Source organism: Streptomyces sp. NPDC027185 (genome assembly GCF_055567035.1).
Genome location: NZ_JBVHRF010000002.1, coordinates 588,728 through 614,865, shown reverse-complemented (window position 1 = coordinate 614,865; position 26,138 = coordinate 588,728). Strand labels below are relative to the sequence as shown.

The window sequence follows — 26,138 nt, the reverse complement described above, 5'->3', positions numbered from 1 at the left end:
TACATGACCACCGAGAAGAAGCAGGCCGTCCCCGCGCCGCGCGCCGGGGAGCAGGCGGACACCCCGCTGCTCCAGGTCCGCGATCTGCACGTCGAATTCCACACCCGCGACGGTGTCGTCAAGGCCGTCAACGGCGTCAACTACAGCGTGTCGGCGGGCGAGACGCTGGCGGTGCTCGGCGAGTCCGGGTCCGGCAAGTCCGTCACCGCCCAGGCGATCATGGGCATCCTCGACATGCCGCCGGCGAAGATCCCGCGCGGTGAGATCCGCTTCCGGGGCGAGGACATGCTGGCCATGTCCGCCGACGCCCGCCGCCGGCTGCGCGGCGCCAAGATCGCCATGATCTTCCAGGACGCGCTCTCCTCGCTGAACCCGGTGCTGACCGTCGGCTACCAGCTCGGCGAGATGTTCCGCGTCCACCAGGGGCTGTCCAAGAAGGCGGCGCTGGCCAAGGCGGTCGAGCTGATGGACCGGGTCAAGATCCCCGCGGCGAGGAGCCGGGCGGGAGACTTTCCGCACCAGTTCTCCGGCGGGATGCGCCAGCGCATCATGATCGCGATGGCGCTGGCCCTGGAGCCGGACCTGATCATCGCGGACGAGCCGACGACCGCGCTCGACGTCACCGTCCAGGCCCAGGTCATGGACCTGCTCGCGGAGTTGCAGGCCGAGTACCACATGGGCCTCATCCTCATCACCCACGACCTCGGCGTCGTCGCCGACGTCGCCGACAAGATCGCGGTGATGTACGCGGGCCGGATCGTCGAGACCGCGCCCGTCCACGAGCTGTACAAGAACCCGGCGCACCCCTACACCCGCGGTCTGCTGGACTCCATCCCGCGCCTGGACCACAAGGGCCAGGAGCTGTACGCGATCAAGGGGCTGCCGCCCAACCTGCTGCACATCCCCCAGGGTTGCGCCTTCCACCCGCGCTGCCCCAAGGCGCAGGAGGTGTGCCGCACGGACACCCCGGCGCTGCACACCCTCGGCGAAGGCCGCCGCAGCGCCTGCCACTTCTGGAAGGAGACGGTCAATGGCTGAGCCGGTCAAGGCGGTTGCCGCAGGCGAGCGCGAGCCGATCCTCCAGGTCCGCGGCCTCGTCAAGCACTTCCCGCTCACCCGGGGCGTGCTGGTGAAGAAGCAGGTCGGCGCGGTCAAGGCGGTCGACGGGGTCTCGTTCGACCTCTACCGGGGCGAGACCCTCGGCATCGTGGGGGAGTCGGGGTGCGGCAAGTCCACCGTCGCCAAGCTGCTGATGAACCTGGAGCGGGCCACCGCCGGTGAGGTCTTCTACCGGGGCGAGGACATCACCAAGCTGTCGGGGCGCGCGCTGAAGGCGGTGCGCCGCAACATCCAGATGGTGTTCCAGGACCCGTACACCTCGCTCAATCCGCGGATGACGGTCGGCGACATCATCGGTGAGCCCTTCGACATCCACCCGGAGGTCGCGCCCAAGGGCGACCGGCGCCGCCGGGTGCAGGAGCTGCTGGACGTCGTCGGGCTCAATCCGGAGTACCTCAACCGCTATCCGCACCAGTTCTCCGGCGGCCAGCGCCAGCGCATCGGCATCGCCCGCGGTCTCGCGCTCAACCCGGAGATCATCATCTGCGACGAGCCGGTCTCCGCGCTCGACGTCTCCGTCCAGGCGCAGGTCATCAACCTGATGGACCGGCTCCAGAAGGAGTACGACCTCAGCTACCTCTTCATCGCCCACGACCTGTCGATCGTCCGGCACATCTCCGACCGGGTCGGCGTGATGTACCTGGGGCGGATGGCGGAGATCGGCACCGACGCCGAGATCTACGACCACCCCACGCACCCGTACACCCAGGCGCTGCTGTCGGCGGTGCCGGTGCCGGACCCCGAGGCGCGGGAGGGCCGCGACCGGATCATCCTCACCGGCGACGTGCCGTCCCCGGCCGATCCGCCGTCCGGCTGCCGCTTCCGCACCCGCTGCTGGAAGGCGGAGGAGCGGTGCGCGACCGAGACGCCGGAGCTGGCCGTCCCGGCCCGCTTCCGTGACCAGGCGTCCCCCGCGGCCCACCCGTCGGCCTGCCACTTCGCGGAGGTCCGGGACGTGGTGGGCGCGGCGTAACGCCGCCACCCGCGGCCTCGGGCCGGGTTCCGCGCGGGGGTGCGGAGCCCGGCCCGAGGCATGTCCGGGGGAGGGGCGGCGCTGCCATACGGGCGGGGGCGCGCTCCCGGCGCCGCGCGGGGCGCCGTACCGCGCGGGACGGCGGGCCCGGCCCGCCCGCCGTGCGGCGCTCCCGGCCCGCCCGCCCCGCGTCAGTTGTCGCGCGGGACGACCCGGACCCAGGTGCGGTCGGCGGTGAGGTAGCGGTCGACCGCGAGTCGGGCGCGGGCCAGGGCCGCGTCGAACTCCTCGTCGGTCAGCGGGCAGGAGAGGAACGTTTGTGTCCAGTGGCCGTCGGCGAAGTCGTACTCGACGTGGACCGAGCGCACGCCCGGCCGCACCGGCTCGGAGGAGACCACCCGGATCAGCCCGCCGTCGACGCGGCGCTCGGACGGGAGGCCGTCGTGCCGGCCCGGTGCCTCGCGCTGGATGAGCACACAGCCGTCGTCCTTCACATGGCGGCGGCAGGTCGCCAGCATCCCCTCACGCACCCCCGGCCCCGCGGCGTGGACGAGGAACGAGGCGAGCAGCACGACGTCGAAACGGGCGTCGAGAGTCAGCTCCTCGATGGCGCTGCGGACCGTTCCGGCGCCGCTGATACGTTCCAGCATCTGCGGGGACTCGTCCACGGCGGTGACCGCGAAACCGCGGTGGACCAGGGGATGCGTCATTCGCCCGGCGCCGCAGCCCAGTTCGAGGATGCTGGACGCCGGGCGCACCGCGCCCTCGATGATGTCCGGCTCGTCCCCCACCGGAAGCCGCTCGTACAACTCGACCGCGCAGCCGTCCGGGGTGATCGGCCCCGGTCCGCTGCCCTCGTATCCCTGACGCACCCGCTGTTCCATGGCCACATGCCAACACGGCGGCCCCGGCCGCGAAAGGGAGCTTTCCGGACAGGGCGGGGCGCACCGCGGGGTGCGCGGGGGCGTGCGCGGACGCGCGCGGAAGGGGCGGGGCGGCGCCCGGAGCGGCCGGCGCCGGGCGGCCGGCGTGCCCGTCCGGTCCGTACGACCAGCGGCCGGACGGGTGACGGGGCGGCGGGCCGGGGCGGGGGCGTGGGCGGCGGGGCCGGGCCGTGAGGTGTCCGTACATCCGACCGGTGCGCCGCCCGGTCGCCGCGCACATGGGCGGATTCGGCGCCCCACGGAGCAACGCGCACGGCCGCCGGAGTGCAGCACATCCCGCTTTGGGCTCTTATGTGGTTTACGTGTGGCCGGAGAGCTGAGGAGGCGCCGTATGCGGGGAGCGAAGCGCGCGAGGTGGGCCGTCTGTGCCGTGTCCGTCGCCCTGACGGCGACCGCCTGCGGCGGCGGGGTCGACACCCGCGGGTCGGGCGCCGCCGGAATCGTCAGCTCGTCCTGGGGCGATCCGCAAAACCCCCTCGAACCGGCCAACACCAACGAGGTCCAGGGCGGCAAGGTCCTGGAGATGATCTTCCGGGGTCTCAAGCGGTACAACCCGAGGACCGGCGCCGCGGAGAACGTCCTCGCCGAGTCGATCGAGACCACCGACTCCCGGCACTACACCGTCACCCTCAAACCCGGCTGGACCTTCAGCAACGGCGAGAAGGTCACCGCGAAATCCTTCACGGACGCCTGGAACTACGGCGCGCTGCTCGACAACCGGCAGAAGAACGCACCGTTCTTCCAGTACATCGAGGGATACGACGCCGTCCACCCGGAGAACGGCAAACCCACCGCGAAAACCCTCTCCGGCCTCAAGGTCATCAGCCCCACGAAATTCACCGTCACGCTGAACCAGAAATTCTCCAGCTGGCCCGACACCCTCGGCTACAACGCCTTCATGCCGCTGCCGCAGACCTTCTTCACCCATCACGACGCCTGGGTGAAGAAACCGGTCGGGAACGGTCCGTACGCCGTGGAGTCCTACACCAAGGGCTCCGCGATGAAACTCCGGAAATGGGCGAAGTACCCGGGGCCCGACAAGGCCCGTAACGGCGGCATTGACCTGCGGGTCTACACCGACAACAACACCGCCTACACCGACCTCCAGGCCGGAAACCTCGACCTCGTCGACGACATTCCCGCCACCCAGCTCAAGAACGTCCACGCCGACCTCGGCGACCGCTACATCAACCAGCCGGCGGGCGTCATCCAGACGCTCACCATCCCGATGTACGACAAGGACTGGAACAAGAAGAACGGCGACAAACTCCGCCGCGGCATCTCCATGGCCATCGACCGCGCCTCGATCACCAAGGAGATCTTCCAGAACACCCGCACCCCCGCCACCGACTGGACCTCACCCGTCCTCGGCGCCAAGGGCGGCTACCGCCCCGGGCTCTGCGGCGAAGCCTGCGAATTCCACGCCGCCAAGGCGAAAGCGCTCGTCAAGGAGGGCGGCGGGCTCCCCGGCGGCCACATGACCCTCGGGTACAACGCCGACACCGGCTCCCACAAGGACTGGATCGACGCGATCTGCAACAGCATCAACAACGCCCTCGACGACGACAAGGCGTGCGTCGGCGCCCCCGTCGGCACCTTCGCCGACTTCCGCAACCGCATCACCTCCGACAAGATGACCGGTCCGTTCCGCGCCGGCTGGCAGATGGACTATCCGCTCATCCAGAACTTCCTCCAGCCGATGTACTACTCCAAAGCCTCGTCCAACGACGGCAAATACAGCAATCCAAAATTCGACACCCTCATCAACGAGGCGAACGCCGCCACCGACGAGAAAGCGGCCGTCGCGAAATTTCAGGACGCCGAGAGGATCCTCGCCCAGGACATGCCGGCCATTCCGCTCTGGTACCAGAACGGCAACGGCGGCTACTCCGACCGGATCGCCAATGTGGCGCTGAACCCCTTCAGCGTCCCCGTCTACAACGAGATCACGGTCCACTGACCCAGAACCCGGAGCCCTCATGGGACGCTATGTGATCCGGCGGCTGCTCCAGATGATCCCGGTGTTCATCGGCAGCACGCTTCTGATCTTCCTCATGGTGTACGCACTGGGTGACCCGGTGGCCGCACTCTTCGGCGACCGGGCGCCCGATCCGGCCACCGCCGCCCAGATCCGCGCCGATCTCTATCTCGACCAGCCACTGTGGAAACAGTATCTGCACTACATGGCGCAGATCTTCCAGGGGAATTTCGGCACCGCGTTCAACGGACAGCCGGTCACCGAACTCATGGCCGCCGCCTTTCCCGTGACGCTGCGGCTCACCCTCGTCGCCATCGTCATCGAAATGGTCGCCGGAATCGTCCTCGGCGTCTTCAGCGGACTGCGCCGCGGGCGCGCCGTCGACACCACCGTGCTGATCTTCACCCTCGTCGTGGTCTCCATCCCCACCTTCGTCAGCGGCTACGTCCTGCAATTCCTGCTCGGCGTGAAATGGAACTGGGTCAAACCCGCCGTCTCCACCGACGCCCCGCTCGATGAACTCCTGCTCCCCGGACTCGTCCTGGCGCTGGTCTCCCTCGCGTACGTCACCCGGCTCACCCGCACCTCCATCGCCGAGAACGCCCGCGCCGACTACGTCCGCACCGCCATCGCCAAAGGGCTGCCCCGCCACCGCGTCATCACCCGCCACCTGCTGCGCAACTCGCTGATCCCGGTGGTCACCTTCATCGGCACCGATATCGGCGCGCTCATGGGCGGCGCCATCGTCACCGAACGGATCTTCAACATCCACGGCGTCGGATTCCAGCTCTACCAGGGCATCCTGCGCCAGAACTCACCCACCGTCGTCGGCTTCGTGACCATCCTGGTGCTGGTCTTCCTCGTCGCCAACCTCCTCGTCGACCTGCTCTACGCGGTCCTGGACCCGAGGATCCGCTATGCCTGACCCCTACGCGCCCAAAGAGGCCATCACCCACGGCGACGGCGGACCCGCCGCGCTCGCCATCGGCGAGGCCGAATCCCTGGAACGTCCCCCCGGCGCCGGACCCGGCGGCACCCCCACCGGCAAACCCCGCAGCCTGTGGAGCGACGCCGCCCGCGACCTGCGCCGCAACCCGGTCTTCCTGCTCTCCGCGCTGATCATCCTGTTCCTGGTGGTCATCGCGATCTGGCCGCAGCTGATCGCCGACGGCAACCCCTACCGCGCCGACCTCGCCAAGGCCCAGGCGGGACCGGAGCCCGGCCACCCCTTCGGCTACGACACCCAGGGCCGCGACGTCTACACCCGCGTCGTCTACGGAGCCCGCGCCTCCATCACCGTCGGCGTCTGCGCCACCGCAGGCGCCGCCCTGCTCGGCAGCCTCCTCGGCGGGCTCGCCGGATTCTTCGGCGGCTGGTGGGACACGCTGCTCTCCCGGCTCGCCGACATCTTCTTCGGCATCCCCGTCATCCTCGGCGGACTGGTCTTCCTCTCCGTCGTCACCAGCTCCACCGTCTGGCCGGTCGTCGGCTTCATCGTCCTGCTCGGCTGGCCGCAGATCGCCCGTATCGCCCGCGGCGCCGTCGTCACCGCCAAGCAGAACGACTACGTCCAGGCGGCCCGCGCCCTCGGCGCCGGCAACGGCCGCACCCTGCTGCGGCACATCGCGCCCAACGCCGTCGCGCCGGTGATCGTCGTCGCCACCATCGCGCTCGGTACGTACATCTCGCTGGAGGCGACGCTGTCGTTCCTCGGCGCCGGGCTGAAACCGCCCACCGTCTCCTGGGGCATCGACATCTCCGCCGCCTCCACCTCCATCCGCAACGCGCCGCACATGCTGCTGTGGCCGGCCGGGGCGCTGAGCATCACGGTGCTGGCGTTCATCATGCTCGGCGACGCGGTCCGCGACGCCCTCGACCCCAAGCTGCGCTGAGGAGCGGGCAGATGACCAGCAACGACAGCGCCACCGCGCCCCGGCCGGAGAGCACGGACACCGGCGGGCCGCCCCTCCTCGACGTCCGCGATCTGTACGTGGAGTTCCGTACCCGCGACGGCGTCGCCCAGGCGGTCAACGGTGTCAGCTACCGCGTCGCCGCCGGGCAGACCCTCGCCGTCCTCGGCGAGTCCGGCTCCGGCAAGTCCGTCACCGCCCAGGCGATCATGGGCATCCTCGACTCGCCGCCCGGCTTCGTCACCGGCGGCGAGATTCGTTTCCAGGGCCGTGACCTGCTCACCCTCGGCCGGGAGGAGCGCCGCCGGATCCGCGGCACCGGTATGGCGATGATCTTCCAGGACGCGCTCTCCGCACTGAACCCGGTGATGTCGGTCGGCGCCCAGCTCGGCGAGATGTTCCAGGTCCACCGCGGGATGTCCCGCAAGGCGGCCCGCGCCGCGGCCGTCGAGCTGATGGACCGGGTACGGATCCCCGCCGCGAAGAGCCGGGCCGGCGACTATCCGCACCAGTTCTCCGGCGGGATGCGCCAACGCATCATGATCGCGATGGCGCTGGCCCTGGAACCCGCCCTGATCATCGCGGACGAGCCGACGACCGCCCTCGACGTCACCGTCCAGGCCCAGGTCATGGACCTGCTCGCGGAACTCCAGCGCGAGTACCACATGGGCCTCATCCTCATCACCCACGACCTCGGCGTCGTCGCCGACGTCGCCGACACCATCGCCGTCATGTACGCCGGACGCATCGTCGAGACCGCCCCCGTCCACCACCTCTACCGGGCCCCCGCCCACCCCTACACCCGCGGTCTGCTGGACTCCATCCCGCGCCTGGACCACAAGGGCCGGGAGCTGTACGCGATCAAGGGCCTGCCGCCCAACCTCACCGCCATCCCGCCCGGCTGCCCCTTCCACCCGCGCTGCCCGCTCGCCCAGGACGTCTGCCGCACCGACCGGCCACCCCGCTACGAGGTGGCCCCGGGCCGCACCAGCGCCTGCCACTTCTGGAAGGAGACGCTCGATGGAGCCCGCTGACCGCCGACCGGCCGACGCCTCCGGCGTGCCCGGTACGCCCGGGACACCCGATGCCTCCCGGGCGGCCGCAGGCCCGGCCGCCGGTTCCGGTTCCGCCGCCGGTTCCGGTTCCGCCGCCGGTTCCGGTTCCGCCGCCGGTACCGGTTCCGGGCCCGGGACCGGCCCAGGTTCCGGCGCCGCCCCCGGCCCCGGCAACGGTTCCGGTTCCGCCGCCGGTACCGGCCCACGCCCCGCTCCCGGCCCCCGTTCTCCCGCCGGTTCCGGCCTTGGGGAACCGGTGCTGGAGGTCCGCGGTCTGGTCAAGCACTTCCCGCTCACCCGCGGCATCCTCTTCCGTAAGCAGGTCGGCGCGGTCAAGGCGGTCGACGACGTCTCCTTCGACCTCCACCGCGGCGAAACGCTCGGCATCGTGGGGGAGTCGGGGTGCGGCAAGTCCACCGTCGCCAAGCTGCTGGTCGGTCTGGAACACCCCACCGCCGGGGAGATCCGCTACCGGGGCGAGGACATCACCAAACTGTCGGGCCGCGCCCTGAAAGCCGTCCGCCGCAACATCCAGATGGTGTTCCAGGACCCGTACACCTCGCTCAATCCGCGGATGACGGTCGGCGACATCATCGGTGAGCCGTACGACATCCATCCGGAGGTCGCGCCCAAGGGCGACCGGCGCCGCCGGGTGCAGGAACTGCTGGACGTCGTCGGGCTCAACCCGGAGTACATCAACCGCTATCCGCACCAGTTCTCCGGCGGCCAGCGCCAGCGCATCGGCATCGCCCGGGGCCTCGCCCTGCGCCCCGAGATCATCGTCGCCGACGAACCGGTCTCCGCCCTCGACGTCTCCGTCCAGGCCCAGGTCGTCAACCTGCTGGAGAAGCTCCAGAACACCTTCGACCTCAGCTACGTCTTCATCGCCCACGATCTCTCCGTGGTCCGCCACATCTCCGACCGGGTCGCCGTCATGTACCTCGGCCGGCTCGCCGAATCCGGCACCGACGAGCAGATCTACGACCACCCCACCCACCCCTACACCCAGGCCCTGCTCTCGGCGGTGCCGGTGCCCGACCCCGAGGCACGCGAGCACCGGACCCGCATCCTGCTCACCGGCGACGTACCCTCCCCGGCCGACCCGCCCTCCGGCTGCCGCTTCCGCACCCGCTGCTGGAAGGCCCAGGACCTGTGCGCCGAGAAGGTCCCGCCGCTCGACGTGCCGCCCCGCTACACCGCCCCGGACGCGGGCCCGGCCGCCCACCCCTCGGCCTGCCACTTCGCGGAGGAACGGGAGGTGGTGGCGAGCGAGTGAGGGCGGGGGAGGGGCAGGGCCGGGGCCGGGGCCGGGCGCCCCTGGAGCCGGGGCCCCGCCCGCCGCGCACCGCCCCGAACCGCCCCCGAACCGCCCCCGGAAAAGGCCGGAGCCCGCCTCCCGTGGATCTGGGGTGTGGGAAGCGGGCTCCGGCTCCGAGCGGAGGCGGTTGAGACCGGGTCAAAGGGTCTTGCCGGGGGAACCGGCGTCGTCCGCCGGGCCCTCCTGCGCTGCCTCCTCGATCGCGGCCAGGGCGGGGTCGAGGACGATGTCCTCACCGCGCGCCGCGATCGTCGGCTCCTGAGGGAAGTGGCAGGCCGTCAGGTGACCCGCGTCGTTCCCCGTGATCTGGACCAGCGGCGGCTCCTCGGTCGCGCACTTGTCCTGCGCCTTCCAGCACCGGGTGCGGAACCGGCAGCCGGACGGCGGGTTGACCGGCGAGGGCACGTCACCGGCGAGCCGGATCCGCTGCTTCTCCTCCTCCACCGACTCGGTGAACTTCGCCTCCGGCACCGCCGACAGCAGCGCGTGGGTGTACGGGTGGCGCGGCCGGCTGTAGATCTCGTCGCGGGTACCCACCTCGACGACCTTGCCGAGGTACATCACCGCGACCCGCTGGCTGAAGTGGCGCACGATCGCCAGATCGTGGGCGATGAAGAGGAACGCGATCCCCAGCTCCCGCTGGAGGTCCTGGAGCAGGTTGACGACCTGCGCCTGGATGGAGACGTCCAGCGCCGAGACCGGCTCGTCGGCGACGATCAGCTTCGGCTCCAGGGCGAGCGCCCGCGCCACACCGATGCGCTGGCGCTGACCGCCGGAGAACTCGTGCGGGAAGCGGTTGTAGTGCTCGGGGTTGAGACCGACCGTCTCCAGGAGTTCGCGGATCCGCTTCTCCCGGCCGCCGGCCGGATTGATCCCGTTGATCTCCATCGGGCCGCCGATGATGGTGCCCACCGTCTGCCGCGGGTTCAGCGACGCGTACGGGTCCTGGAAGATCATCTGGATCTCGGAGCGGACCGGCGCCAGCTCCTTGCGCTTGGCCCGGGTGATGTCCTGCCCCGCGTAGGTGATCTTGCCGGAGGTCGGCTCCATCAGGCGGGTCAGCAGCCGGCCGGTGGTCGACTTGCCGCAGCCCGACTCGCCGACCAGGCCGAAGCTCTCGCCCGCGTGCACGGTCAGATCGACGCCGTCGACCGCCTTGACCGCGCCGACCTTCCGCTTGAACGGGAAACCGCCGTAGATCGGGAAGTGCTTGGTGACGCCCTCGGCGACGAGCAGCGGTTCGCCCGCCGCGGGCGCGGCGTCCCGCGGCGAGGGGAGGGTGACGTTGTCTGTCATGGTGATGGCTCCCTAGCCCAGCCGGGGCTTGATCTGCTCGGTGAAGAAGGTCTGGCGCTGCTCCGCGCTGAGGTGGCAGGCGGCGGCCCGCCCGTCCGGCAGCGCCGGCCGCTCCTGGGTGCACAGCCCCCCGGCGACCTCGGCGGGGAAGCCGCAGCGCGGGTGGAACGCACACCCCGACGGCGGGTTCAGCAGGCTCGGCGGCGACCCGGGGATCGGGTACAGCGCCTCGTTGACGTCGGAGGACAGCCGCGGCATGGAGCTGAGCAGACCCCAGGTGTACGGGTGCTGCGGCTGCGTCAGGATCTCCTTGACCGAACCGCGCTCCACCGCCCGGCCCGCGTACATCACCAGCAGGTCGTCGGCGACGTCGGCGACCACACCGAGGTCGTGGGTGATCAGGATGATCGCCGAGCCGAACTCCTGCTGGAGGTCCTTGAGGAGGTCGAGGATCTGCGCCTGGACGGTGACGTCCAGCGCCGTCGTCGGCTCGTCCGCGATCAGCAGCTCGGGGTTGCAGACCAGCGCCATCGCGATCATCGCGCGCTGGCGCATACCGCCGGAGAACTGGTGCGGGTAGTCGTCCACCCGCAGGTTCGGCTGCGGGATGCCGACCTTCGTCAGCATCTCGATGGCCCGCTGCCGGCCCTCCCGCTTGGAGGCGCCGGTGTGCTTCATGTACGGCTCGGCGATCTGCCGCCCGACCGTGTAGTACGGCGACAGGGCGGTCAGCGCGTCCTGGAAGATCATCGCCATCTTGTTGCCGCGGAGCTTCTCCAGGGTCTTCTCCCGGGCTCCGGTCAGCTCCTGGCCGTCCAGGTGGATCTCGCCGCTGATCGCCGTCGACTTGGGGTTGTGCAGCCCCAGCACGGCGAGGTTGGTGACGGACTTGCCGGAGCCCGACTCGCCGACGATGCCGAGGGTCTGGCCGCGTTCCAGGTCGAAGGAGAGGCCGTCGACCGCCTTGACGATGCCGTCCTCGGTGGAGAACCGCACGTGCAGGTCGCGCACGGAGAGGAAGGGGTCGGACCCGGTCGGGGCCGGTGTGCCTTCGGTCGTGGGGAGTGTGGTCACTTCAGGCTCTCCTAGGACAGGCGCACGCGCGGGTCGATGAAGGCGTACGCCGCGTCCACGATGATGTTGAACACCAGGATCAGGGCGGCGCTGAAGAGCATCACGCCCAGCACCATGGGCAGATCGAGGGTGGTGACGGAGTCGATCGCCAGCCGGCCGATACCGGCGAGCGAGAAGGTGAACTCGGTGATCATGGCGCCGCCGAACAGCGAGCTGAGGTCCATGCCGAGGATGGTGACGATGGGGATCAGCGAACCGCGCCAGGCGTACCGCAGGAAGACGTAACGGGCGGGCATGCCCTTCGCCTTGGCGGTGCGCACGTGCTCCTCCTGGAGCTGCTCGATCATCGTCGAGCGGGACATACGGGTGTACTGCGCGGTGAAGATCGTCGACATCACCAGCCACGGCAGCAGCAGGCCCATGAACCAGCCGGCCGGGTTGCTGGTCAGATCCACGTACTTCGGCGAGTCCATCACGCCGCTGTAGACGAAGATGCCCAGGACGATGGGGCCGAGGATGTAGATCTGCACCGAGCTGAGGACCATCGAGACGCTGGTGACGGCCTTGTCGAGGAACGTCCCGCGCTTCCACGCGGCGAGCAGACCGGCACCGATACCGATGACGAGGAACGCGACGGCGCCGCCGAGGGCCAGCGAGGCGGTGGTGGGCAGCCGGTCGACCATCGTCGCCCAGACGTCCTGCTTGGTGGCGAAGGAGTAGCCGAAGCAGGGGGCGCCGCAGTGCCCGATGCTGTAGTCGCGGCCGACGAAGATGCCGGAGAGGAAGTCCCAGTACTGCGTCGGCAGGGGCTTGTCCAGGCCGAGGTTCTGGTGGATCAGGGCGATGTTGTCGGCGGTGCAGTTCTTACCGCAGGCCATCAGGGCCGGGTCGCCGACCGCGAAGAACACGAAGAAGGTGACGGCGCTCAGCAGGATGAGGGTGACGATCGCGCCGAACGTCCGGCGAAATAGAAAGGGAAGCATGACAGTTCGCTGCTCTCAGGACGGCGGCGGCTGTGGGCGAGGAGAAGGGGCGGCGAAGGCCCCGGAGAGCGCGCGCTCCGCCGTGTGCGCGCTCTCCGGAGTGCCTTGAGGGACGCTTACTTCTTGAGGAAGAGCGTGTTCGGGTCGATGTAGCTGACGTCGTTGTTGTAACGGGCGCCGCCGATGTTCGAACCGTAGAGCTGGAGCGTCTTCGTGTAGTAGGCCGGGGCTGCCGGGTTGACCTTCTCCACGATGTACTGGTGCAGCTTCTTCCACTCCTCGGTCGCCTTCTTCGCGTCAGCGATCTTGCTGATGCGGGCGATCTCCTCGTTCACGTGCTTGTCGTTGACGTGCGAGTAGTTCGACGAGCCGTCCTGGATGGTGGTGCCGTCGTACGACGGCGGGATCACCGTGGAGGCGTCCGGCCAGTCCTGGCCCCAGCCGGTCATGTAGATGTCGAAGCCGTTGTCGACCTTGCCCATCTGCTGGTACCAGGAGGCGGCGTCGACCTCCTTCTTCTGCACGTTGAAGCCGGCCTTGTTCAGCGCGTCCTCGATGAGGACGGCCTCCTTCTGGCGCGCCTCGGTGTTGGAGTAGGCGTAGACGAGCTTCATGCCCGTCTTGCCGGCCTCCTTCAGAAGCTTCGCGGCCTTCTCCGGCTCACCGTTGGGGTGCGACAGCTTGCCGTAGGGGTCGTAGCCCTTCTTGTAGCCGGCGACGGTGGGGGCGAGCAGACCGCCCGCGATCTCACCGCCGTAGCTGCCGCCGTTGACGCGGACGAGCTGGCTGTCCGGCAGCGCGTAGGTGATCGCGTCACGGATCCGCTTGTCCTTGATGCGGTCCATGTTGAAGTTCATCTGCCACACGTAGGGCTGGTAGCCCTGCACGAGGCGCTTGCTGGCGCTGGGGTTGTCCAGCACCTGCTTGGTCGAGGTCGGCTCGACCTGGTTGGTGAAGCTGACGGCGTTCTTGGCCTCACCCTGGTCCGCCATCAGACGCTTGGTGGAGTCCGACGCCTGGTGGTTGAAGGTGATGTTGTACCCGTCCGGGTACTGGTGCCGCATCGCGTCGGTCTTCGGGTCCCAGTTGGTGTTGCGCACCAGCTGCATGGACTTGCCGGCCTTGAACGACGCGATCTTGTACGGGCCGGAGGTGACCGGCTTGACGTCGTAGTTGTCCTTGGTGTCCTTCGGACCGTCCGGGACGACGCTGTAGCCGGGCATCGTCAGCGCGTAGGGCAGCTGCGACTGGGGCTGCTTGAAGTGGAAGATGACGGTCTTCTCGTCCGGGGTGTCCAGGACGGTCTTCGGCAGGTGGTCACCCTTGTACGGACCGTCCGGCAGCGCCTTGCGGTACGCGGTACCGGTGCCCGACAGCCACTGCTGGACGTAGGTCGGGCCGTCGGTGATGAACTTCGCGTACATCCGCTCGATGGTGTGGCGGATGTCCTTCGAGGTGATCGGCGTGCCGTCCTCGAACTTGATGCCGTCCTTGAGCGTGTACTTCCAGGTCTTGCCGCCGTCGGACATCTGCCCGGCGTCGGTGGCGAGGTCGCCGACGACCTTCTGCTTGCCGCTGTCGTCCTGCTGGAAGCTGGTCAGTCCACGGAAGATCAGCTGCGACAGCGACTTCATGTCGCTGACGTACATCTGCGCCGGGTCCAGGTGGTTGTAGCTGTCACGCTGGTAGACGCGGATGGTGCCGCCGGACTGCGCGCCCTTGACCTCCTTGGCCGGGCCGGTCGAGTCGGCGGCGGTGCCGAGCGGGACGGCTTCCGCCTGCGACGCGGCGTCCGCGTCGGTCTGCGACTTGTCCTTGCCGCTGCCGCTGCCGGCGCTGCAGCCGGTGAGCGCGAGCGAGCCGGCCGCGAGGGCGACTATGACCGCGCGTGCTCTGCGCGGGGAGAGTGCGTTCATGAGGTCAAGCACCTGCCTGTCAGTTTGGTGTCCTGATGTGCTGTCTGACGCTTCCGGTGGGAGGCCGGTGCGGGGGCGACAGCTGCCCCCCTCAAGTGGACGCTCAGCGACCGGATTTGGGGTCGAAGGCGTCCCGGACCGAGTCCCCGAGCAGGTTGAAGCAGAGGACGAAGATGACCATCGCGGCGCCGGGGAAGAGCAGGAACGTCGGGTCGCTCTCGTAGATGTTGCCCGCGGTGCGGAAGAGGCGGCCCCAGTCGGGGGTGGGCTCCATGATGCCGACGCCGAGGTAGGACAGACCCGCCTCCGCCGTCACGAACAGCGGGAGCATGTAGGTGCTCTGCACCAGGATCGGCGTGACCACGTTCGGCAGCAGCTCCTTGCGGATGATCCGCCAGGGCGAGGCGCCGGTGATCCGCGCCGCCTCGACGAACTCCCGCTCGCGGAGCGAGAGGACCTGGCCGCGCAGGAGCCGCGCCAGACCCATCCAGCCCAGCGCCCACTGCACGAGGATCAGCGCGACCACCCGGATGTAGGTGGGGGTCTCGTCGCCCGGCGGCACGAAGAGGGCCACGACGACGGGCATGAACGCCACGAACGTCAGCTGGCTGGGGAAGGCCATCAGGAAGTCCATGACCCGGCCGAGCCAGTAGTCGGTGCGGCCGCCGAGGTAGCCGGCGGTGACACCGAGGATGGTGCCGGTGATGACCACCAGAATCGTTACGGCGACCGAGATGCCCAGCGAGGTCCGCATGCCGTACAGCAGCTGGGTGAAGAGGTCACGGCCCAGCTGGGGCTCGATGCCGAACCAGTAGTCGGCGGAGACACCGCCGTTCGGCCCGGCCGGGAAGCCGAACTCGTCGAGGAGGTTCGGGTCGCTGTTGGAGTAGAAGGTGTACGGGTCCTTGCCGTACAGCGAGGAGATGACGGGGGCCAGCGCCGAGATGACGAAGAACGCCAGGACGACGATGCCGCAGAACATGCCGGTGCGGTCCCGCTTGAACCGCGCCCACATCAGCTGGCCGGGGGAGCGGCCGACGAGTTCACCGCCCTTGCGGTTCTTCTCCTTCTTCAGACCCTCCGGCTCAAGCCCTGGGGTATCGGACTGTGCAGCCGCGGTCTGGGATGGACTAGTCATCGCGAAGTGCCCCCGCGCCGAGTTCTCTTGGAACGTGAAGCGGCGCCGGTCGCACCGCTGGATGAGCGGACTTTCGCAAGTGATTTATGGCGGAGTCAAGGGGATCGGGGGCGCTGATGCGCAGGTCGTTCGCTTCTTGAGCGGATATTGCGCAGATCGACGCCAGGGCGTGCTTGACACCCCCGGAAGATGTCCGGAATGGCGGACATAAGGCAATCAATTGCTGTAACACGACGGCAACTTGGCCGTCGCTTCACCGATATACGGACGCGTCTTGCTGAACTACGTACGGTCATGAGGGTGCCGCGGACGCGGCCGGGAAGCGAACAGCACACCCGGCCGCACACCGCGGCACCGCTCCCGTCAGGCCGTCCCGGTGAGCCCCAAGGACCGCTTCAGGAAGTCCACCTGGAGCAGCAGGAGGTTCTCCGCCACCTGTTCCTGCGGCGTCATGTGGGTTACCCCGGACAGCGGCAGCACCTCGTGCGGCCGGCCCGCCGCCAGCAGCGCGGAGGAGAGCCGCAGCGAGTGCGCCACCACGACGTTGTCGTCCGCGAGCCCGTGGACGATCATCATCGGGCGGTGCGGCTCCCGCGCCCCGGACAGCCCCTCGTCGGTGAGCAGCGAGTTCGCCGCGTACACCGCGGGCTCCTCGTCCGGGTGGCCGAGGTACCGCTCCTGGTAGTGGGTGTCGTACAGCCGCAGATCGGTGACGGGGGCGCCGACCACCGCCGCGTGGAAGACGTCCGGGCGGCGCAGCGCGGCCAGCCCCGCGAGATAGCCGCCGAACGACCAGCCGCGGATCGCGACCCGCGTCAGGTCCAGCGGGAACCGCCCGGCCAGCGCCTGCAACGCGTCCACCTGGTCCTGGAGCGCCACCTCCGCGATCCGCCGGGAGACGGCCTTCTCCCAGGCGGGGGAGCGGCCCGGGGTGCCCCGGCCGTCCGCGACGACCACCGCGAACCCCTGGTTCGCGAACCACTGCGACGTCAGATGGGCGTGGTGGGCCGCGACCACCCGCTGACCGTGCGGCCCGCCGTACGGATCGAGCAGCACCGGCAGCGGACCGTCGCCCTCCGCGTACCCCTCCGGCAGCAGTACCGCGCACGGGATCTCCCGCTCCCCGGCGCGCACCAGCCGCGGCCGCGCCGCGAGCACCGGCTCCTGTGCGTACGAACCGATCACCGCGACGCCCTCCTCGGCGCCGTCCGCACCCGGCCGCACCACCTCGACCCGGGTGCCGGGCTGTTCCAGACTCGCCTGCGACAGCACCACCACGTCCCCGCCGCGCACCGCGGACGTCACCGTCGGGTACGGCCGGGCGCCGAGCCGCTCCGGCGCCGCGGGGCCGTCGCCGCGGTGGCGTACGCGGTACACGCCGATGTCGTGCATCTCCGGGCCGCTCGCCGCGAAGAGGACGTCGTCCTCGCCGATGTCCAGCACCGCGCGGACGTGCAGCGGCGCCGCCGTCAGCGCCCGGTCACCGGCGAACAGCCGCCGCGCGGCCGGCTCCGTACCGTCCGCGGTGTCCGCGATCCGGACGAGCCGTCCGTCAGGTGTCCACGCCGGGACGCCCGGGTGCAGCTCGTTCCACACCGGGTCGGTGTCCTCGTGCACCGTGCGCGTCGCACCGGTCGCCTCGTCGACCACCAGGCAGTGCTGGGTGCGCTGGTCGCGGCTCTGGACGAGCAGCAGCGGCGGGCCCGCCGCCGACCAGTGCACCCGCGCGAGATAGGGGAAGCGCTCACGGTCCCAGGTCACGTCCGTACGGGAGCCGTCGAGGCCCAGGAAGGCCAGCGTCACCTCGGCGTTGGGGGTGCCCGCCGCCGGGTACGGGACCTCGGCGGGCGCCCGGTCCGGATGTGCCGGGTCGGCGATCCACCAGCGGCGCACCGGCGTGGTGTCGGCGCGCGCGGCCAGCAGCCGGTCGCTCCCCGGCGACCACCAGAAGCCGCGGTGGCGGCCCATCTCCTCCGCCGCGATGAACTCCGCGAGCCCCCAGGTCACTTCGGGCCCGTCCGGCTCGGCCAGCGCCCGGTCACCGCCGTCGCCCTCGCCGTCGGCGCGCACCACCCGCAGCGCGCCGTCGGCGGCGTACGCCACGTACCGGCCGTCGGGGGAGGGGCGCGGGTCGACGACCGTGCCGGTGGCGGGGAGTTCGCGGGCGGTACCGGCGCGCAGTTCGGCGGCGAAGAGCCGGCCCGACAGGGCGAACGCCGCGATCTCGGCGGCGGCGTCCACCGCGTAGCCGACGATGCCCGCCGAGCCGTCGCGGGTGCGCTCCCGGCGGGCCCGCTCCGTCGCCGACAGCTCCTCCTCGGCGCCGGTGAGCAGCGCGGGCGGATCGGCGGCGAGGTACTCCCGGCCCCCGGCGACGTCGAGGACCCACAGCCGCTGGGTCCGGTCGGTGCCGGAGGCGGAGCGGAGGAAGGCGACGCGGGCGCCGTCCGGGGAGACGGTGAAGCCGCGCGGCGCGCCCAGCGTGAAGCGCTGGGTACGGGCGTGCTGGCGTGGGAAGGGCACGGGTTCGGACTGTCCGGTCATGGGCCGAGCCTATGGCGTACGTCCGGGCCGTGGACGGAACTTGGGACAGGGCCCGGCCGGCGGGCGGGACCTCACTCGTCGCACCAGCGAATCCGGCGTGCGCCCCTTGTCTGCTCCCGTGCACCGAGATATGCGCGCGCCCGGAAAGTTATGATCCCTTGCGCGTAGTGGGTGCGGGGTAAAGAGCCCTTTGCATTCCCGGGAGTTGAGCCGTCCACGGCGGTTTTGCCCCCTCATATCTGTCCGGTCCGTGCGTACTTGGAGGTGAACCGCCGTGGCACTCTCGATTTCGGCGGTGGTGCTGCTGGCGATCATCGTCTTCTTGCTGGTCAAGAAGGCCGGGCTGAAGGGCGGGCATGCGTTTGTGTGCATGCTGCTGGGCTTCTATCTCGCCAGCTCGTCCGTAGCCCCGACGATCAAGCAGCTGACGACGAACGTCGCCGGGATGCTCGGGGGTATCAAATTCTGACGTACAGCGCGTAGGGGCACCGTCCCCGGACCGGGCCGCGACACCGCGCCCGCTCCGCCCGCCCGGCACCGGACGCGATCTGGGGCCGGGCGGCGGCATGTCCGGGCGCGGACGGGCCGCGGGCGGGGCCGGGCGGTGCGGTGCGTTTGGGCCCCGGGCGGGCGCGGGTGGCGGCACCGGGCCCGGCGCCCTGAGCGGCGTGCCGGGCACCCGCGGGGCGTCCCGGGGCCCGCCGGGCGGGTGTGCCGGGGCCCGGACGCGGGCTCGTAGGCTGTTCCCATGACGGAGCCCGCCCCCACCCCGCCCGCGCACCCCGGTGCCGACCGGCCCCGTCGTCTGCTGCTGGTGCACGCGCACCCGGACGACGAGTCCATCAACAACGGCGTCACGATGGCCCGGTACGCCGCCGAGGGCGCCCAGGTCACGCTGGTGACCTGCACCCGCGGTGAGGAGGGCGAGGTCATCCCGCCCGAGCTGGCACACCTGGCGCCCGACCGGGACGACACGCTCGGTCCGTACCGCGTCGGGGAGCTGGCCGGTGCGATGGCCGCGCTCGGCGTCGCCGACCACCGCTTCCTGGGCGGCGCGGGGCGCTACCGCGACTCCGGGATGAGGGGCGCCCCGCAGAACGACCGCCCCGGCGCCTTCTGGGCGGCGCCGCTCGACGAGGCGGCCGCCCACCTCGTCGCCGTCGTCCGCGAGACCCGCCCGCAGGTCCTCGTCACCTACGACCCGGACGGCGGCTACGGCCATCCCGACCACATCCAGGCGCACCGGGTGGCGATGCGCGCGGCCGACCTCGCGGCCGACGGCACGTTCCGGCCGGACCTCGGCGCACCGTGTGCGATCGAAAAGATCTACTGGAACTGCGTGCCCCGCACGGAGGTGGAGAAGGGCTTCGCGGCGCTGCGCGCGGCGGGCCGCCTCTTCCCCGGCATCGCCGCCGTCGACGACGTCCCCGGGGTCGTGGCGGACGGAGAGGTCACCGCGGAGATCGCCGGGGAGGCGGTCCACGTCGCGGCGAAGACCGCCGCGATGCGCGCGCACGCCACCCAGATCGCCGTCGACGGCCCGTTCTTCGCCCTCTCCAACGACCTCGGGCAGCCGCTCTTCGGCACCGAGTACTACCGGCTCGTCCGGGGCACGGCCGTCCCGGCGGCGGACGGCCGTGAGCACGACCTCTTCGCGGGCACCACCGGCGACCCGGCGGGCCCTCACCCCACCGACGGCCACCAGGAGGCGGGCGTATGAGCGCGGAGAAGAAGAACGGCGTCCCCCGCACCCGGGCCGGCGGCTCCGGGGTACGCGCCGGGGCCGGCGGCGCGTCCGGCGGCGGGCGCGCGGGCGCCGCCGCCGCGGCGATGGCCCGGCCGGTGACACCCGGCCGGATCGCACTGTACGTCCTGCTGCTGATCGGCGGCGTGCTGGTCGCGCCCGCCGGGGTGCTGCTCCAGGCCGCGTGGTTCCCCGGCGGACTGCTGCTGGCGCTGGCCGGTCTCGCCGGGCTGCTGTACGGCGGCGGGCGGGCCACCGAGACCGTCGCCGGGGTGCTGGTGCCGGGCGCCGCCTGGCTGGTGACGGTCTTCCTGCTGCTGGGCACCGCCCGTCCGGAGGGGGATTTCCTCTTCGGCGCCGGGCTCGGCTCGTACCTCTTCCTGCTGGGCGGGATCCTGGTGGCTGTGATCTGTGCCACCGCGGCGCAGCGGCGGGCGCTGGGCGCACCGCCCGGCCGCGCCGTCTGACGCCGCGTCCGCCGCCCGTGCGCGGGCCGTGGCGCGCCGGGCGGACCGGCCGCGTGGCCGGGGACGACCGTCCGGCCGTCGCGGGGCGTGACGCCCGGTGCCGCGGCCCCGGCCCTTTCGCGGAGCGCGGGGGCGCGAGGAGGCGCCGCGGCGCGAGGTGCGGTGCGGAAAGAGCCGCGGCCCGCTCCGCGAAGGGCGGAACGGACACCCTCGGGGTACGCCCGTCGTCGTGGTCTTCCCGTGCTCTTCGGGTGGCCCTGCGCGGCGGCCAGTATGGTGGTGCGCGCCGCCGCGCCGCCCTGGGGGCGCCTCCCCGGTCCCGGGTCCTGGGCCCGGACTCAACTCTGACGAGCGGCGGAGCCAATCGGGAGAACCTGCTTTGAGTCGTGAATCTGACAGTTCGTCCTCCGGCCCCCAGGGCCGGGGCAGCGCCGTCTACCCCTCGGGAACGCCGCCGTACGGCACGGCCCGGGGAGCGGGCGAGGCGGCGAGAGGTGCCGCCGCGCAGCCGGAGGAGCAGAAGACCGAGACCACGCTGACGACGCGGATCAAGATCAACATTCCGGGCTCGCGGCCCATCCCGCCCGTCGTCGTCCGCAAGCCCGTGGAAGCGGGGGAGGAGACCGGTGTGAGCGGAGCGGACGGTACGCCCGGGGAGGGCGCCGCACCCGGCACCGGCCCGGCGGCGGAGGCGGCGGGCACCGCGCCCCGGCTCCCGCGCCGCTCGCCCGCCGACCGGCGCCCCGGCGGCGCGCCCGGCCGGCCCGGCGCCCCGTCCGGCTCCGGCGAGACCACCAGCTCCTGGTTCGCGCCCCGCAAGGGCCCGAGCGCGTCGTCCACGACCGGTTCGCACCCGGCGCCCGGCGCGTCTTCCACGACCGGTTCGCACCCGGCGCCCGGCGACCCGTCCACGACGGGTACGCATCCGGTGCCCGGCGACCCGTCCACCACCGGTGCGCACCCGGCGCCCGGTGCGTCCGGTGGCGCGCCGGGCCGGCCCGACCTGCCGTACTTCTCGGACGCGCCGTCCGGCGGCGCACCGTCCGGCGGTGATGACCCGCTCGGGCTCTCGCCGTTCGACGGCGGTGCCCGGCCGGCCCAGGAGCGCTCGCCGTTCGACGCCCCGGCGCCCGGCGCCGCCTCGCCGTTCGACGCGCCCGGCGACCTCAGCCCGTTCGACGCCCCCGCGGCTGCCGGGCCGGCCGGTCCCACCACCGGGCCCGCCCGTGGTGACAGCCCCGTCAACCTCCCGCCCGGCTTCAGCGACCCGGGCGCGCGCACCCCGTCCGGCGGCGCCCCCGCCGGGATCACCGGCGGTCTCGCCGCGGGCCCGGCGAGCGGCGTCGCGGCCGGTCCGGCCGGACCGAAGCCGTCGGCCAAGGGCCCGCGCGGCGGCGGCCGGGGCCCGGACACCCTCGTCGGCGGCGTCCCGAAGGTCCCCGCCGCCGACGGCCCGTCCTCCCGCGAGGGCAAGGACGGCGTGGCGGCCGCCCCGGCGCCGCTGCCCAGGATCCCCGAGCCGATCAACCCGCCGAAGAAGAAGGGCCGCAACAAGCTGGTCCTGGCGGGCGCCGGTCTCGTCGTCCTCGCCGCGGTCGCCTACGGCGCGGGGCTGCTCCTCGACCACGCCGACGTCCCCAACAACACCACCGCGCTCGGGGTGGACATCGGCGGACAGGCCAAGGACGACGCCGTCAAGAAGCTGGAGGCGGCGCTCAAGGACCGCACCGGAGCGCCGCTGAAGCTCACCGTCGACGGCGCCGAGCGGACCCTGGACCCGGTCAAGGCGGGCCTGGGCGTCGATGTGCAGGCCACCGTCCGGGGCGCCTCCGGCCGGGACTACAACCCGGTCTCCGTCATCGGCTCGCTCTTCGGTGTCGCCCGCACCGCGCAGCCCGCGATGACCACCGACGACGAGAAGCTGGAGGTCGCGCTGCGCCAGATCGCGGGCGGCTCCGGCGGCACCGGCGAGGGCGGCATCACCTTCTCCGGCGGCCGGGCCGTGCCGCACTACGGCAAGCCGCACAAGGCCGTCGACGTCGCCGCCTCCAAGGCGAAGGTCGCCGACGCCTACCGGCAGCGCGTCACCACCGGCACCCAGCCCGCCCTGACGCTGGCCGCCTCCACCCAGCAGCCCCGGGTCTCCAAGGAGGCCGTGGACCGGGCGCTCAAGCAGTTCGCCGAGCCCGCCATGTCCGGTCTGATCACCGTCCGCACGGACGCCGCGCACACCGTGTCGTTCAGCCCGGAGAAGTCCATCCCGAAGTTCCTCTCCTTCCGGCCGGGCGCCGACGGCAGCCTCGTCCCGTACTACGACCGGGCCGCCCTCAAGGCGCTCTACGGCGACACCTTCAACGGCGTCCTGCTCACCAAGGGCGACGGCAGCAAGAAGCCGGTCACCCCCGCCGAGGTGGCCAGCGCCGTGCAGCTGGCGCTCCAGGGCACCACCCCCGCCGACCGGGTGCAGACCATCGGCGAGGGCTGAGCCGCCCGCACCCCTGACGACGAGGCCCCCGGAAGCGCGTTCCGGGGGCCTCGCCCGTGCCGTCCCGGGACCGCACCCATGACAGATGTCATGGCGGAGTGCGGACAGCCGACACTGCCGCCGGGCACGCCCGTCCGGCGAAGCTTGGGGCATGACGACGACAACACCGACGGCCGCCCCGGACGCCGCGCGCCGGCCGGGCCCGGCCCCCGCGGTCAGCTTCCGCGAAGTCACCAAGGAGTACGGCGCGGTGCGCGCCGTGGACGGTATCGATCTGGAGCTGTACCCGGGCGAGACGGTCGCCCTGCTCGGCCCCAACGGCGCCGGGAAGTCCTCCACCCTCGATCTGCTCCTCGGGCTGCGCAACCCGGACTCCGGCACGGTGGGCGTCTTCGGCACCACCCCGCAGCGGGCCATCGCCCAGGGCAAGGTCGGCGCGATGCTGCAGAGCGGCGGCCTGATGCAGGGCGTCACCGTCCGCGAACTGGTCGGCCTCGCCCGGGACCTGCACCCCCGCGCCTACCCGCTCGACACGATCCTGCGCGCCGCCGACCTCACCGACATCGCCGACCGCATGATCGGCAAGCTCTCCGGCGGCCAGGAGCAGCGGGTCCGCTTCGCCCTCGCCACCGCCGGCGCCAACGACCTGATCGTGCTGGACGAGCCGACCACCGGCATGGACGTCTCGGCCCGGCAGGCGTTCTGGGGCACCATGCGCGCCCAGGCGGACGCGGGCCGCACCATCCTCTTCGCCACGCACTACCTCGAAGAGGCCGACGCCATCGCCGACCGGGTGATCGTGCTGCACCGCGGCCGGGTCCTCGCCGACGGCACCGCCACCGAGATCAAGGCCCGCGCCGGCGCCCGCCGGATCGCCTTCGACCTGGAGGGCACCGTCGACGAGCAGGCGCTGCGAACCCTGCCCGCCCTCACCGCGCTGGAGGTCTCCGGCCGTACCGTCCGCATCCGGTCGCACGACGCCGACGCGACCGTCCACGCCGTCTACGGCCTCGGCCTGTACCCGAGGAACCTGGAGGTCGCCGGGCTCGGCCTGGAGCAGGCGTTCCTCGCCCTGACCGCCGCCACCGACGCCACCACCGCCGAGGAGGCGGGACGATGACCACCTTGATCCTGCTGGAGATCCGCCGCGCGCTGCGGAACAAGAAGTTCATGTTCTTCTCGGTGATCTATCCGCCGGGGCTCTACCTGATCATCGCGGGCGGCGCGAACAGCAGCCCGATGCCCGGGATGAAGCTCGACATGGGGCTGTACTACATGGTCGCGATGGCCGCCTTCGGCGCCATGACCGCCGTCCTCCTCGGCAACGCCGAACAGATCGCCAAGGAGCGCGAACTGGGCTGGGTGCGCCAGCTGCGGCTCACCGCCCTGCCGGGCCGCGGCTACGTCTCCGCCAAGATCGCCGCGGCGGCCACCGTCAGCCTGCCGTCGATCGTGCTGGTGCTGCTGGTCGGCGCGCTGGTCAAGGACGTCCGCCTCGACGCCTGGCAGTGGGCCGCCATCGCCGTCTCCATCTGGCTCGGCAGCTTCGTCTTCGCCGCCCTCGGCGTCGCCATCGGCTACCTCGTCACCGGCGACGCGGTCCGCCCGGTCAGCATGCTCTGCTACTTCGCCCTGGCGTTCCTCGGCGGTCTGTGGATGCCGCTGACGATCCTGCCGCAGTGGGTGCAGAGCCTCGCCGACTACGTCCCCACCCACGCCTACGCCGCGCTGGGCACCGCCATCGAGGGCGGGGGCGCGCCGCACCTGAAGGACGTCACGGTGCTGCTGGTATACCTGGCGCTCTTCGTGAGCGGCGCGGCCTGGCTGTACCGCAAGGACACCCGGAAGGCATGACGACGGTGACGACGGACCGCGAGGCGGAGGAGAACCCGATCCGGATGGGGCAGCCGCCCCGCACCCGGCGGCAGGCCGTCTCCAAGGCGCTGTGGATCGCCGTGTGGATGCTCTACCTCGCGGGCCCGGTCGCCGATCTCCTCACCGGCTCCGCCCCGCTCACCACCCGCGTCCTGGGCGCCACCGGCCTCGCGGTGTACGTCGCGCTCTACTTCGCGCTGGTCTTCCGGCACATGTGGCGGGGCGTCACCCCACGGGCGGTGTACCCGGTGCTCGCCGCGCTGCTGGCACTCTCCGTGGCCCTCGCCTGGAACCTCGGCGCCAACTGGCTGGTGCTGTTCATCTTCACCTCGGTGGCCACCGGCGTCGTCCTGCCGTGGGAGCACGCCCGCTGGACCGTCCCGGCCGTCACCGCCGTCCTGCTCACCCTCGGCCTCCGCTTCCCCGAGGTCCGCGGCTACTACCTCCTCGCGTACGGCCTCCCGGCGCTCGGCAGCGGCTACACGATGGTCGGGGTGCAGTACCTGATCCGTACGACGAGGGAACTGCGCGCCGCACGGGAGGAGGTCGCCCGCCTCGCCGCCAACGACGAACGGCTGCGGATGGCCCGTGACCTGCACGATCTGCTGGGCCACTCGCTCTCGCTGATCACGCTCAAGAGCGAGCTGGCGGGCCGGATGCTGCCCGCCCGCCCCGAGGACGCGGCGGCGCAGGTCGCGGACATCGAACGGGTCAGCAGACAGGCGCTGGTGGACGTACGCGAGGCCGTCAGCGGCTACCGCAGGCCCCGGCTGGCCGTCGAGCTGGCCGGGGCGCGCACCGCGTTGCGCACCGCCCGGATCGCGGTGGACGCCGATCCGGCCCTCGACCGCCTCGACCACGCGCTGCCCGAGGCGGTCGAGGGCACCTTGGCCTGGGCGCTGCGGGAGGCCGTCACCAACGTCGTCCGGCACAGCGGCGCCCGGCACTGCGCCCTGCGCCTGACCGAGGAGACCGGTCCGGCGGACGGCGCGCGCACCCTGCGGCTGACCGTCTCCGACGACGGCGCCGGCGCCCCGCGCGCCGCGGCCGACGGCAACGGCCTCGGCGGTCTCCGCGAACGCCTCGCCCTGACCGGCGGCCACCTGGAGACCGGCCCCGCCGCCCGGCACGGCTTCGTCCTCACCGCCGTCGTACCGCTGCCGGAGAAGGACGAGGACGAGGACGAGGCCGCGGACGAGGGCGGCGCGGGGACGGCGGCTCCGGCCACGCCGCCCGCACCGGGGACGGTGCGGTAGCCGGCGGACACGGCGGGGCCTCTCCCGGCCGGTCCTCGGTCCCGCACCCGTCCGTCCGCTCGC

Annotated in this window: 21 protein-coding genes; 14 read left to right on the top strand and 7 right to left on the bottom strand. The window is 71.7% G+C overall.

The window, feature by feature from the left end; genetic code table 11:
- The first annotated feature begins 3 nt into the window (after positions 1–3).
- Both ACZ4M8_RS07885 and ACZ4M8_RS07880 read left to right on the top strand, forming a co-directional pair.
- The gene (locus tag ACZ4M8_RS07885; protein WP_467604301.1) at positions 4–1,038 is read left to right on the top strand and encodes an ABC transporter ATP-binding protein; all 1,035 of its coding nucleotides are present in this window, start codon (positions 4–6) and stop codon (positions 1,036–1,038) included.
- Positions 1,031–2,092 (top strand): ABC transporter ATP-binding protein, encoded by a 1,062-nt coding sequence (locus ACZ4M8_RS07880; RefSeq protein ID WP_467604299.1) that lies wholly within the window; start codon positions 1,031–1,033, stop codon positions 2,090–2,092. The genes ACZ4M8_RS07885 and ACZ4M8_RS07880 overlap by 8 nt, the downstream gene beginning before the upstream one ends.
- 191 nt (positions 2,093–2,283) lie before the next feature.
- On the opposite strand, the gene ACZ4M8_RS07875 is transcribed toward ACZ4M8_RS07880, so the two are convergent.
- Positions 2,284–2,976, bottom strand: a complete 693-nt coding sequence (locus ACZ4M8_RS07875; RefSeq protein ID WP_467604297.1) for a class I SAM-dependent methyltransferase — start codon at positions 2,974–2,976, stop codon at positions 2,284–2,286.
- Between the two features lie 391 nt (positions 2,977–3,367).
- Here ACZ4M8_RS07875 and ACZ4M8_RS07870 point away from each other — a divergent pair, with 391 nt between their 5' ends.
- The 5 genes from ACZ4M8_RS07870 (at position 3,368) to ACZ4M8_RS07850 (ending at position 9,255) form a co-directional block, all read left to right on the top strand.
- On the top strand, positions 3,368–4,996 hold the full coding sequence (locus ACZ4M8_RS07870; RefSeq protein ID WP_467604295.1) for a peptide ABC transporter substrate-binding protein: 1,629 nt from the start codon (positions 3,368–3,370) through the stop codon (positions 4,994–4,996).
- Positions 4,997–5,015: 19 nt separating this feature from the next.
- Positions 5,016–5,939 (top strand): ABC transporter permease, encoded by a 924-nt coding sequence (locus tag ACZ4M8_RS07865; RefSeq protein ID WP_399086354.1) that lies wholly within the window; start codon positions 5,016–5,018, stop codon positions 5,937–5,939.
- Complete coding sequence (locus tag ACZ4M8_RS07860; protein ID WP_467604293.1) at positions 5,932–6,906, top strand: ABC transporter permease; 975 nt, start codon at positions 5,932–5,934, stop codon at positions 6,904–6,906. Before ACZ4M8_RS07865 ends, ACZ4M8_RS07860 begins: the two co-directional genes overlap by 8 nt.
- 11 nt (positions 6,907–6,917) lie before the next feature.
- Positions 6,918–7,958, top strand: coding sequence for an ABC transporter ATP-binding protein (locus ACZ4M8_RS07855; protein ID WP_467604291.1), 1,041 nt, complete (start codon positions 6,918–6,920; stop codon positions 7,956–7,958).
- Positions 7,959–8,235: 277 nt separating this feature from the next.
- Complete coding sequence (locus tag ACZ4M8_RS07850; RefSeq protein WP_467604288.1) at positions 8,236–9,255, top strand: ABC transporter ATP-binding protein; 1,020 nt, start codon at positions 8,236–8,238, stop codon at positions 9,253–9,255.
- Between the two features lie 180 nt (positions 9,256–9,435).
- Here ACZ4M8_RS07850 and ACZ4M8_RS07845 read toward each other — a convergent pair whose 3' ends face one another.
- The 6 genes from ACZ4M8_RS07845 to ACZ4M8_RS07820 form a co-directional block, all read right to left on the bottom strand.
- Positions 9,436–10,593 carry an ABC transporter ATP-binding protein gene (locus ACZ4M8_RS07845; RefSeq protein WP_467604286.1) on the bottom strand — a complete coding sequence of 386 codons (1,158 nt, stop codon included), beginning with the start codon at positions 10,591–10,593 and terminating at the stop codon, positions 9,436–9,438.
- Between the two features lie 12 nt (positions 10,594–10,605).
- Positions 10,606–11,667, bottom strand: coding sequence for an ABC transporter ATP-binding protein (locus ACZ4M8_RS07840; protein WP_467604284.1), 1,062 nt, complete (start codon positions 11,665–11,667; stop codon positions 10,606–10,608).
- An 11-nt stretch (positions 11,668–11,678) separates the two neighbouring features.
- Positions 11,679–12,650 carry an ABC transporter permease gene (locus ACZ4M8_RS07835; protein WP_399086337.1) on the bottom strand — a complete coding sequence of 324 codons (972 nt, stop codon included), beginning with the start codon at positions 12,648–12,650 and terminating at the stop codon, positions 11,679–11,681.
- A gap of 116 nt (positions 12,651–12,766) precedes the next feature.
- Positions 12,767–14,566: an ABC transporter substrate-binding protein gene (locus ACZ4M8_RS07830; RefSeq protein WP_467604283.1), complete on the bottom strand. Its 1,800-nt coding sequence runs from the start codon at positions 14,564–14,566 to the stop codon at positions 12,767–12,769.
- 103 nt (positions 14,567–14,669) lie between these two features.
- The gene (locus ACZ4M8_RS07825; RefSeq protein ID WP_467604281.1) at positions 14,670–15,704 is read right to left on the bottom strand and encodes an ABC transporter permease; all 1,035 of its coding nucleotides are present in this window, start codon (positions 15,702–15,704) and stop codon (positions 14,670–14,672) included.
- Positions 15,705–16,067: 363 nt separating this feature from the next.
- Complete coding sequence (locus ACZ4M8_RS07820) at positions 16,068–18,248, bottom strand: S9 family peptidase (RefSeq protein WP_467604278.1); 2,181 nt, start codon at positions 18,246–18,248, stop codon at positions 16,068–16,070.
- A 274-nt stretch (positions 18,249–18,522) separates the two neighbouring features.
- Here ACZ4M8_RS07820 and ACZ4M8_RS07815 point away from each other — a divergent pair, with 274 nt between their 5' ends.
- From ACZ4M8_RS07815 to ACZ4M8_RS07785, 7 genes are all read left to right on the top strand, one after another.
- Complete coding sequence (locus ACZ4M8_RS07815; protein ID WP_030287173.1) at positions 18,523–18,717, top strand: hypothetical protein; 195 nt, start codon at positions 18,523–18,525, stop codon at positions 18,715–18,717.
- 279 nt (positions 18,718–18,996) lie between these two features.
- Positions 18,997–19,968, top strand: a complete 972-nt coding sequence (gene mshB, locus ACZ4M8_RS07810; RefSeq protein WP_467604275.1) for an N-acetyl-1-D-myo-inositol-2-amino-2-deoxy-alpha-D-glucopyranoside deacetylase — start codon at positions 18,997–18,999, stop codon at positions 19,966–19,968.
- Positions 19,965–20,459, top strand: coding sequence for a DUF6113 family protein (locus ACZ4M8_RS07805; protein ID WP_467604273.1), 495 nt, complete (start codon positions 19,965–19,967; stop codon positions 20,457–20,459). The genes mshB and ACZ4M8_RS07805 overlap by 4 nt, the downstream gene beginning before the upstream one ends.
- Positions 20,460–20,838: 379 nt before the next feature.
- Positions 20,839–22,944, top strand: a complete 2,106-nt coding sequence (locus ACZ4M8_RS07800) for a hypothetical protein (RefSeq protein WP_467604271.1) — start codon at positions 20,839–20,841, stop codon at positions 22,942–22,944.
- A gap of 151 nt (positions 22,945–23,095) precedes the next feature.
- Complete coding sequence (locus ACZ4M8_RS07795) at positions 23,096–24,064, top strand: ABC transporter ATP-binding protein (RefSeq protein WP_467604270.1); 969 nt, start codon at positions 23,096–23,098, stop codon at positions 24,062–24,064.
- On the top strand, positions 24,061–24,798 hold the full coding sequence (locus tag ACZ4M8_RS07790; protein WP_467604268.1) for an ABC transporter permease: 738 nt from the start codon (positions 24,061–24,063) through the stop codon (positions 24,796–24,798). The genes ACZ4M8_RS07795 and ACZ4M8_RS07790 overlap by 4 nt, the downstream gene beginning before the upstream one ends.
- The gene (locus ACZ4M8_RS07785; RefSeq protein WP_467604266.1) at positions 24,795–26,075 is read left to right on the top strand and encodes a sensor histidine kinase; all 1,281 of its coding nucleotides are present in this window, start codon (positions 24,795–24,797) and stop codon (positions 26,073–26,075) included. Before ACZ4M8_RS07790 ends, ACZ4M8_RS07785 begins: the two co-directional genes overlap by 4 nt.
- Positions 26,076–26,138: the final 63 nt, after the last annotated feature.

Coding starts and splice junctions, on each gene's coding strand:
- ACZ4M8_RS07885 (WP_467604301.1), top strand. CDS start 4: ATGACCACCGAGAAGAAGCAGGCCGTCCCCGCGCCGCGCGCCGGGGAG.
- ACZ4M8_RS07880 (WP_467604299.1), top strand. CDS start 1,031: ATGGCTGAGCCGGTCAAGGCGGTTGCCGCAGGCGAGCGCGAGCCGATC.
- ACZ4M8_RS07875 (WP_467604297.1), bottom strand. CDS start 2,976: ATGGAACAGCGGGTGCGTCAGGGATACGAGGGCAGCGGACCGGGGCCG.
- ACZ4M8_RS07870 (WP_467604295.1), top strand. CDS start 3,368: ATGCGGGGAGCGAAGCGCGCGAGGTGGGCCGTCTGTGCCGTGTCCGTC.
- ACZ4M8_RS07865 (WP_399086354.1), top strand. CDS start 5,016: ATGGGACGCTATGTGATCCGGCGGCTGCTCCAGATGATCCCGGTGTTC.
- ACZ4M8_RS07860 (WP_467604293.1), top strand. CDS start 5,932: ATGCCTGACCCCTACGCGCCCAAAGAGGCCATCACCCACGGCGACGGC.
- ACZ4M8_RS07855 (WP_467604291.1), top strand. CDS start 6,918: ATGACCAGCAACGACAGCGCCACCGCGCCCCGGCCGGAGAGCACGGAC.
- ACZ4M8_RS07845 (WP_467604286.1), bottom strand. CDS start 10,593: ATGACAGACAACGTCACCCTCCCCTCGCCGCGGGACGCCGCGCCCGCG.
- ACZ4M8_RS07835 (WP_399086337.1), bottom strand. CDS start 12,650: ATGCTTCCCTTTCTATTTCGCCGGACGTTCGGCGCGATCGTCACCCTC.
- ACZ4M8_RS07830 (WP_467604283.1), bottom strand. CDS start 14,566: ATGAACGCACTCTCCCCGCGCAGAGCACGCGCGGTCATAGTCGCCCTC.
- ACZ4M8_RS07825 (WP_467604281.1), bottom strand. CDS start 15,704: ATGACTAGTCCATCCCAGACCGCGGCTGCACAGTCCGATACCCCAGGG.
- ACZ4M8_RS07820 (WP_467604278.1), bottom strand. CDS start 18,248: ATGACCGGACAGTCCGAACCCGTGCCCTTCCCACGCCAGCACGCCCGT.
- mshB (WP_467604275.1), top strand. CDS start 18,997: ATGACGGAGCCCGCCCCCACCCCGCCCGCGCACCCCGGTGCCGACCGG.
- ACZ4M8_RS07805 (WP_467604273.1), top strand. CDS start 19,965: ATGAGCGCGGAGAAGAAGAACGGCGTCCCCCGCACCCGGGCCGGCGGC.
- ACZ4M8_RS07795 (WP_467604270.1), top strand. CDS start 23,096: ATGACGACGACAACACCGACGGCCGCCCCGGACGCCGCGCGCCGGCCG.
- ACZ4M8_RS07790 (WP_467604268.1), top strand. CDS start 24,061: ATGACCACCTTGATCCTGCTGGAGATCCGCCGCGCGCTGCGGAACAAG.
- ACZ4M8_RS07785 (WP_467604266.1), top strand. CDS start 24,795: ATGACGACGGTGACGACGGACCGCGAGGCGGAGGAGAACCCGATCCGG.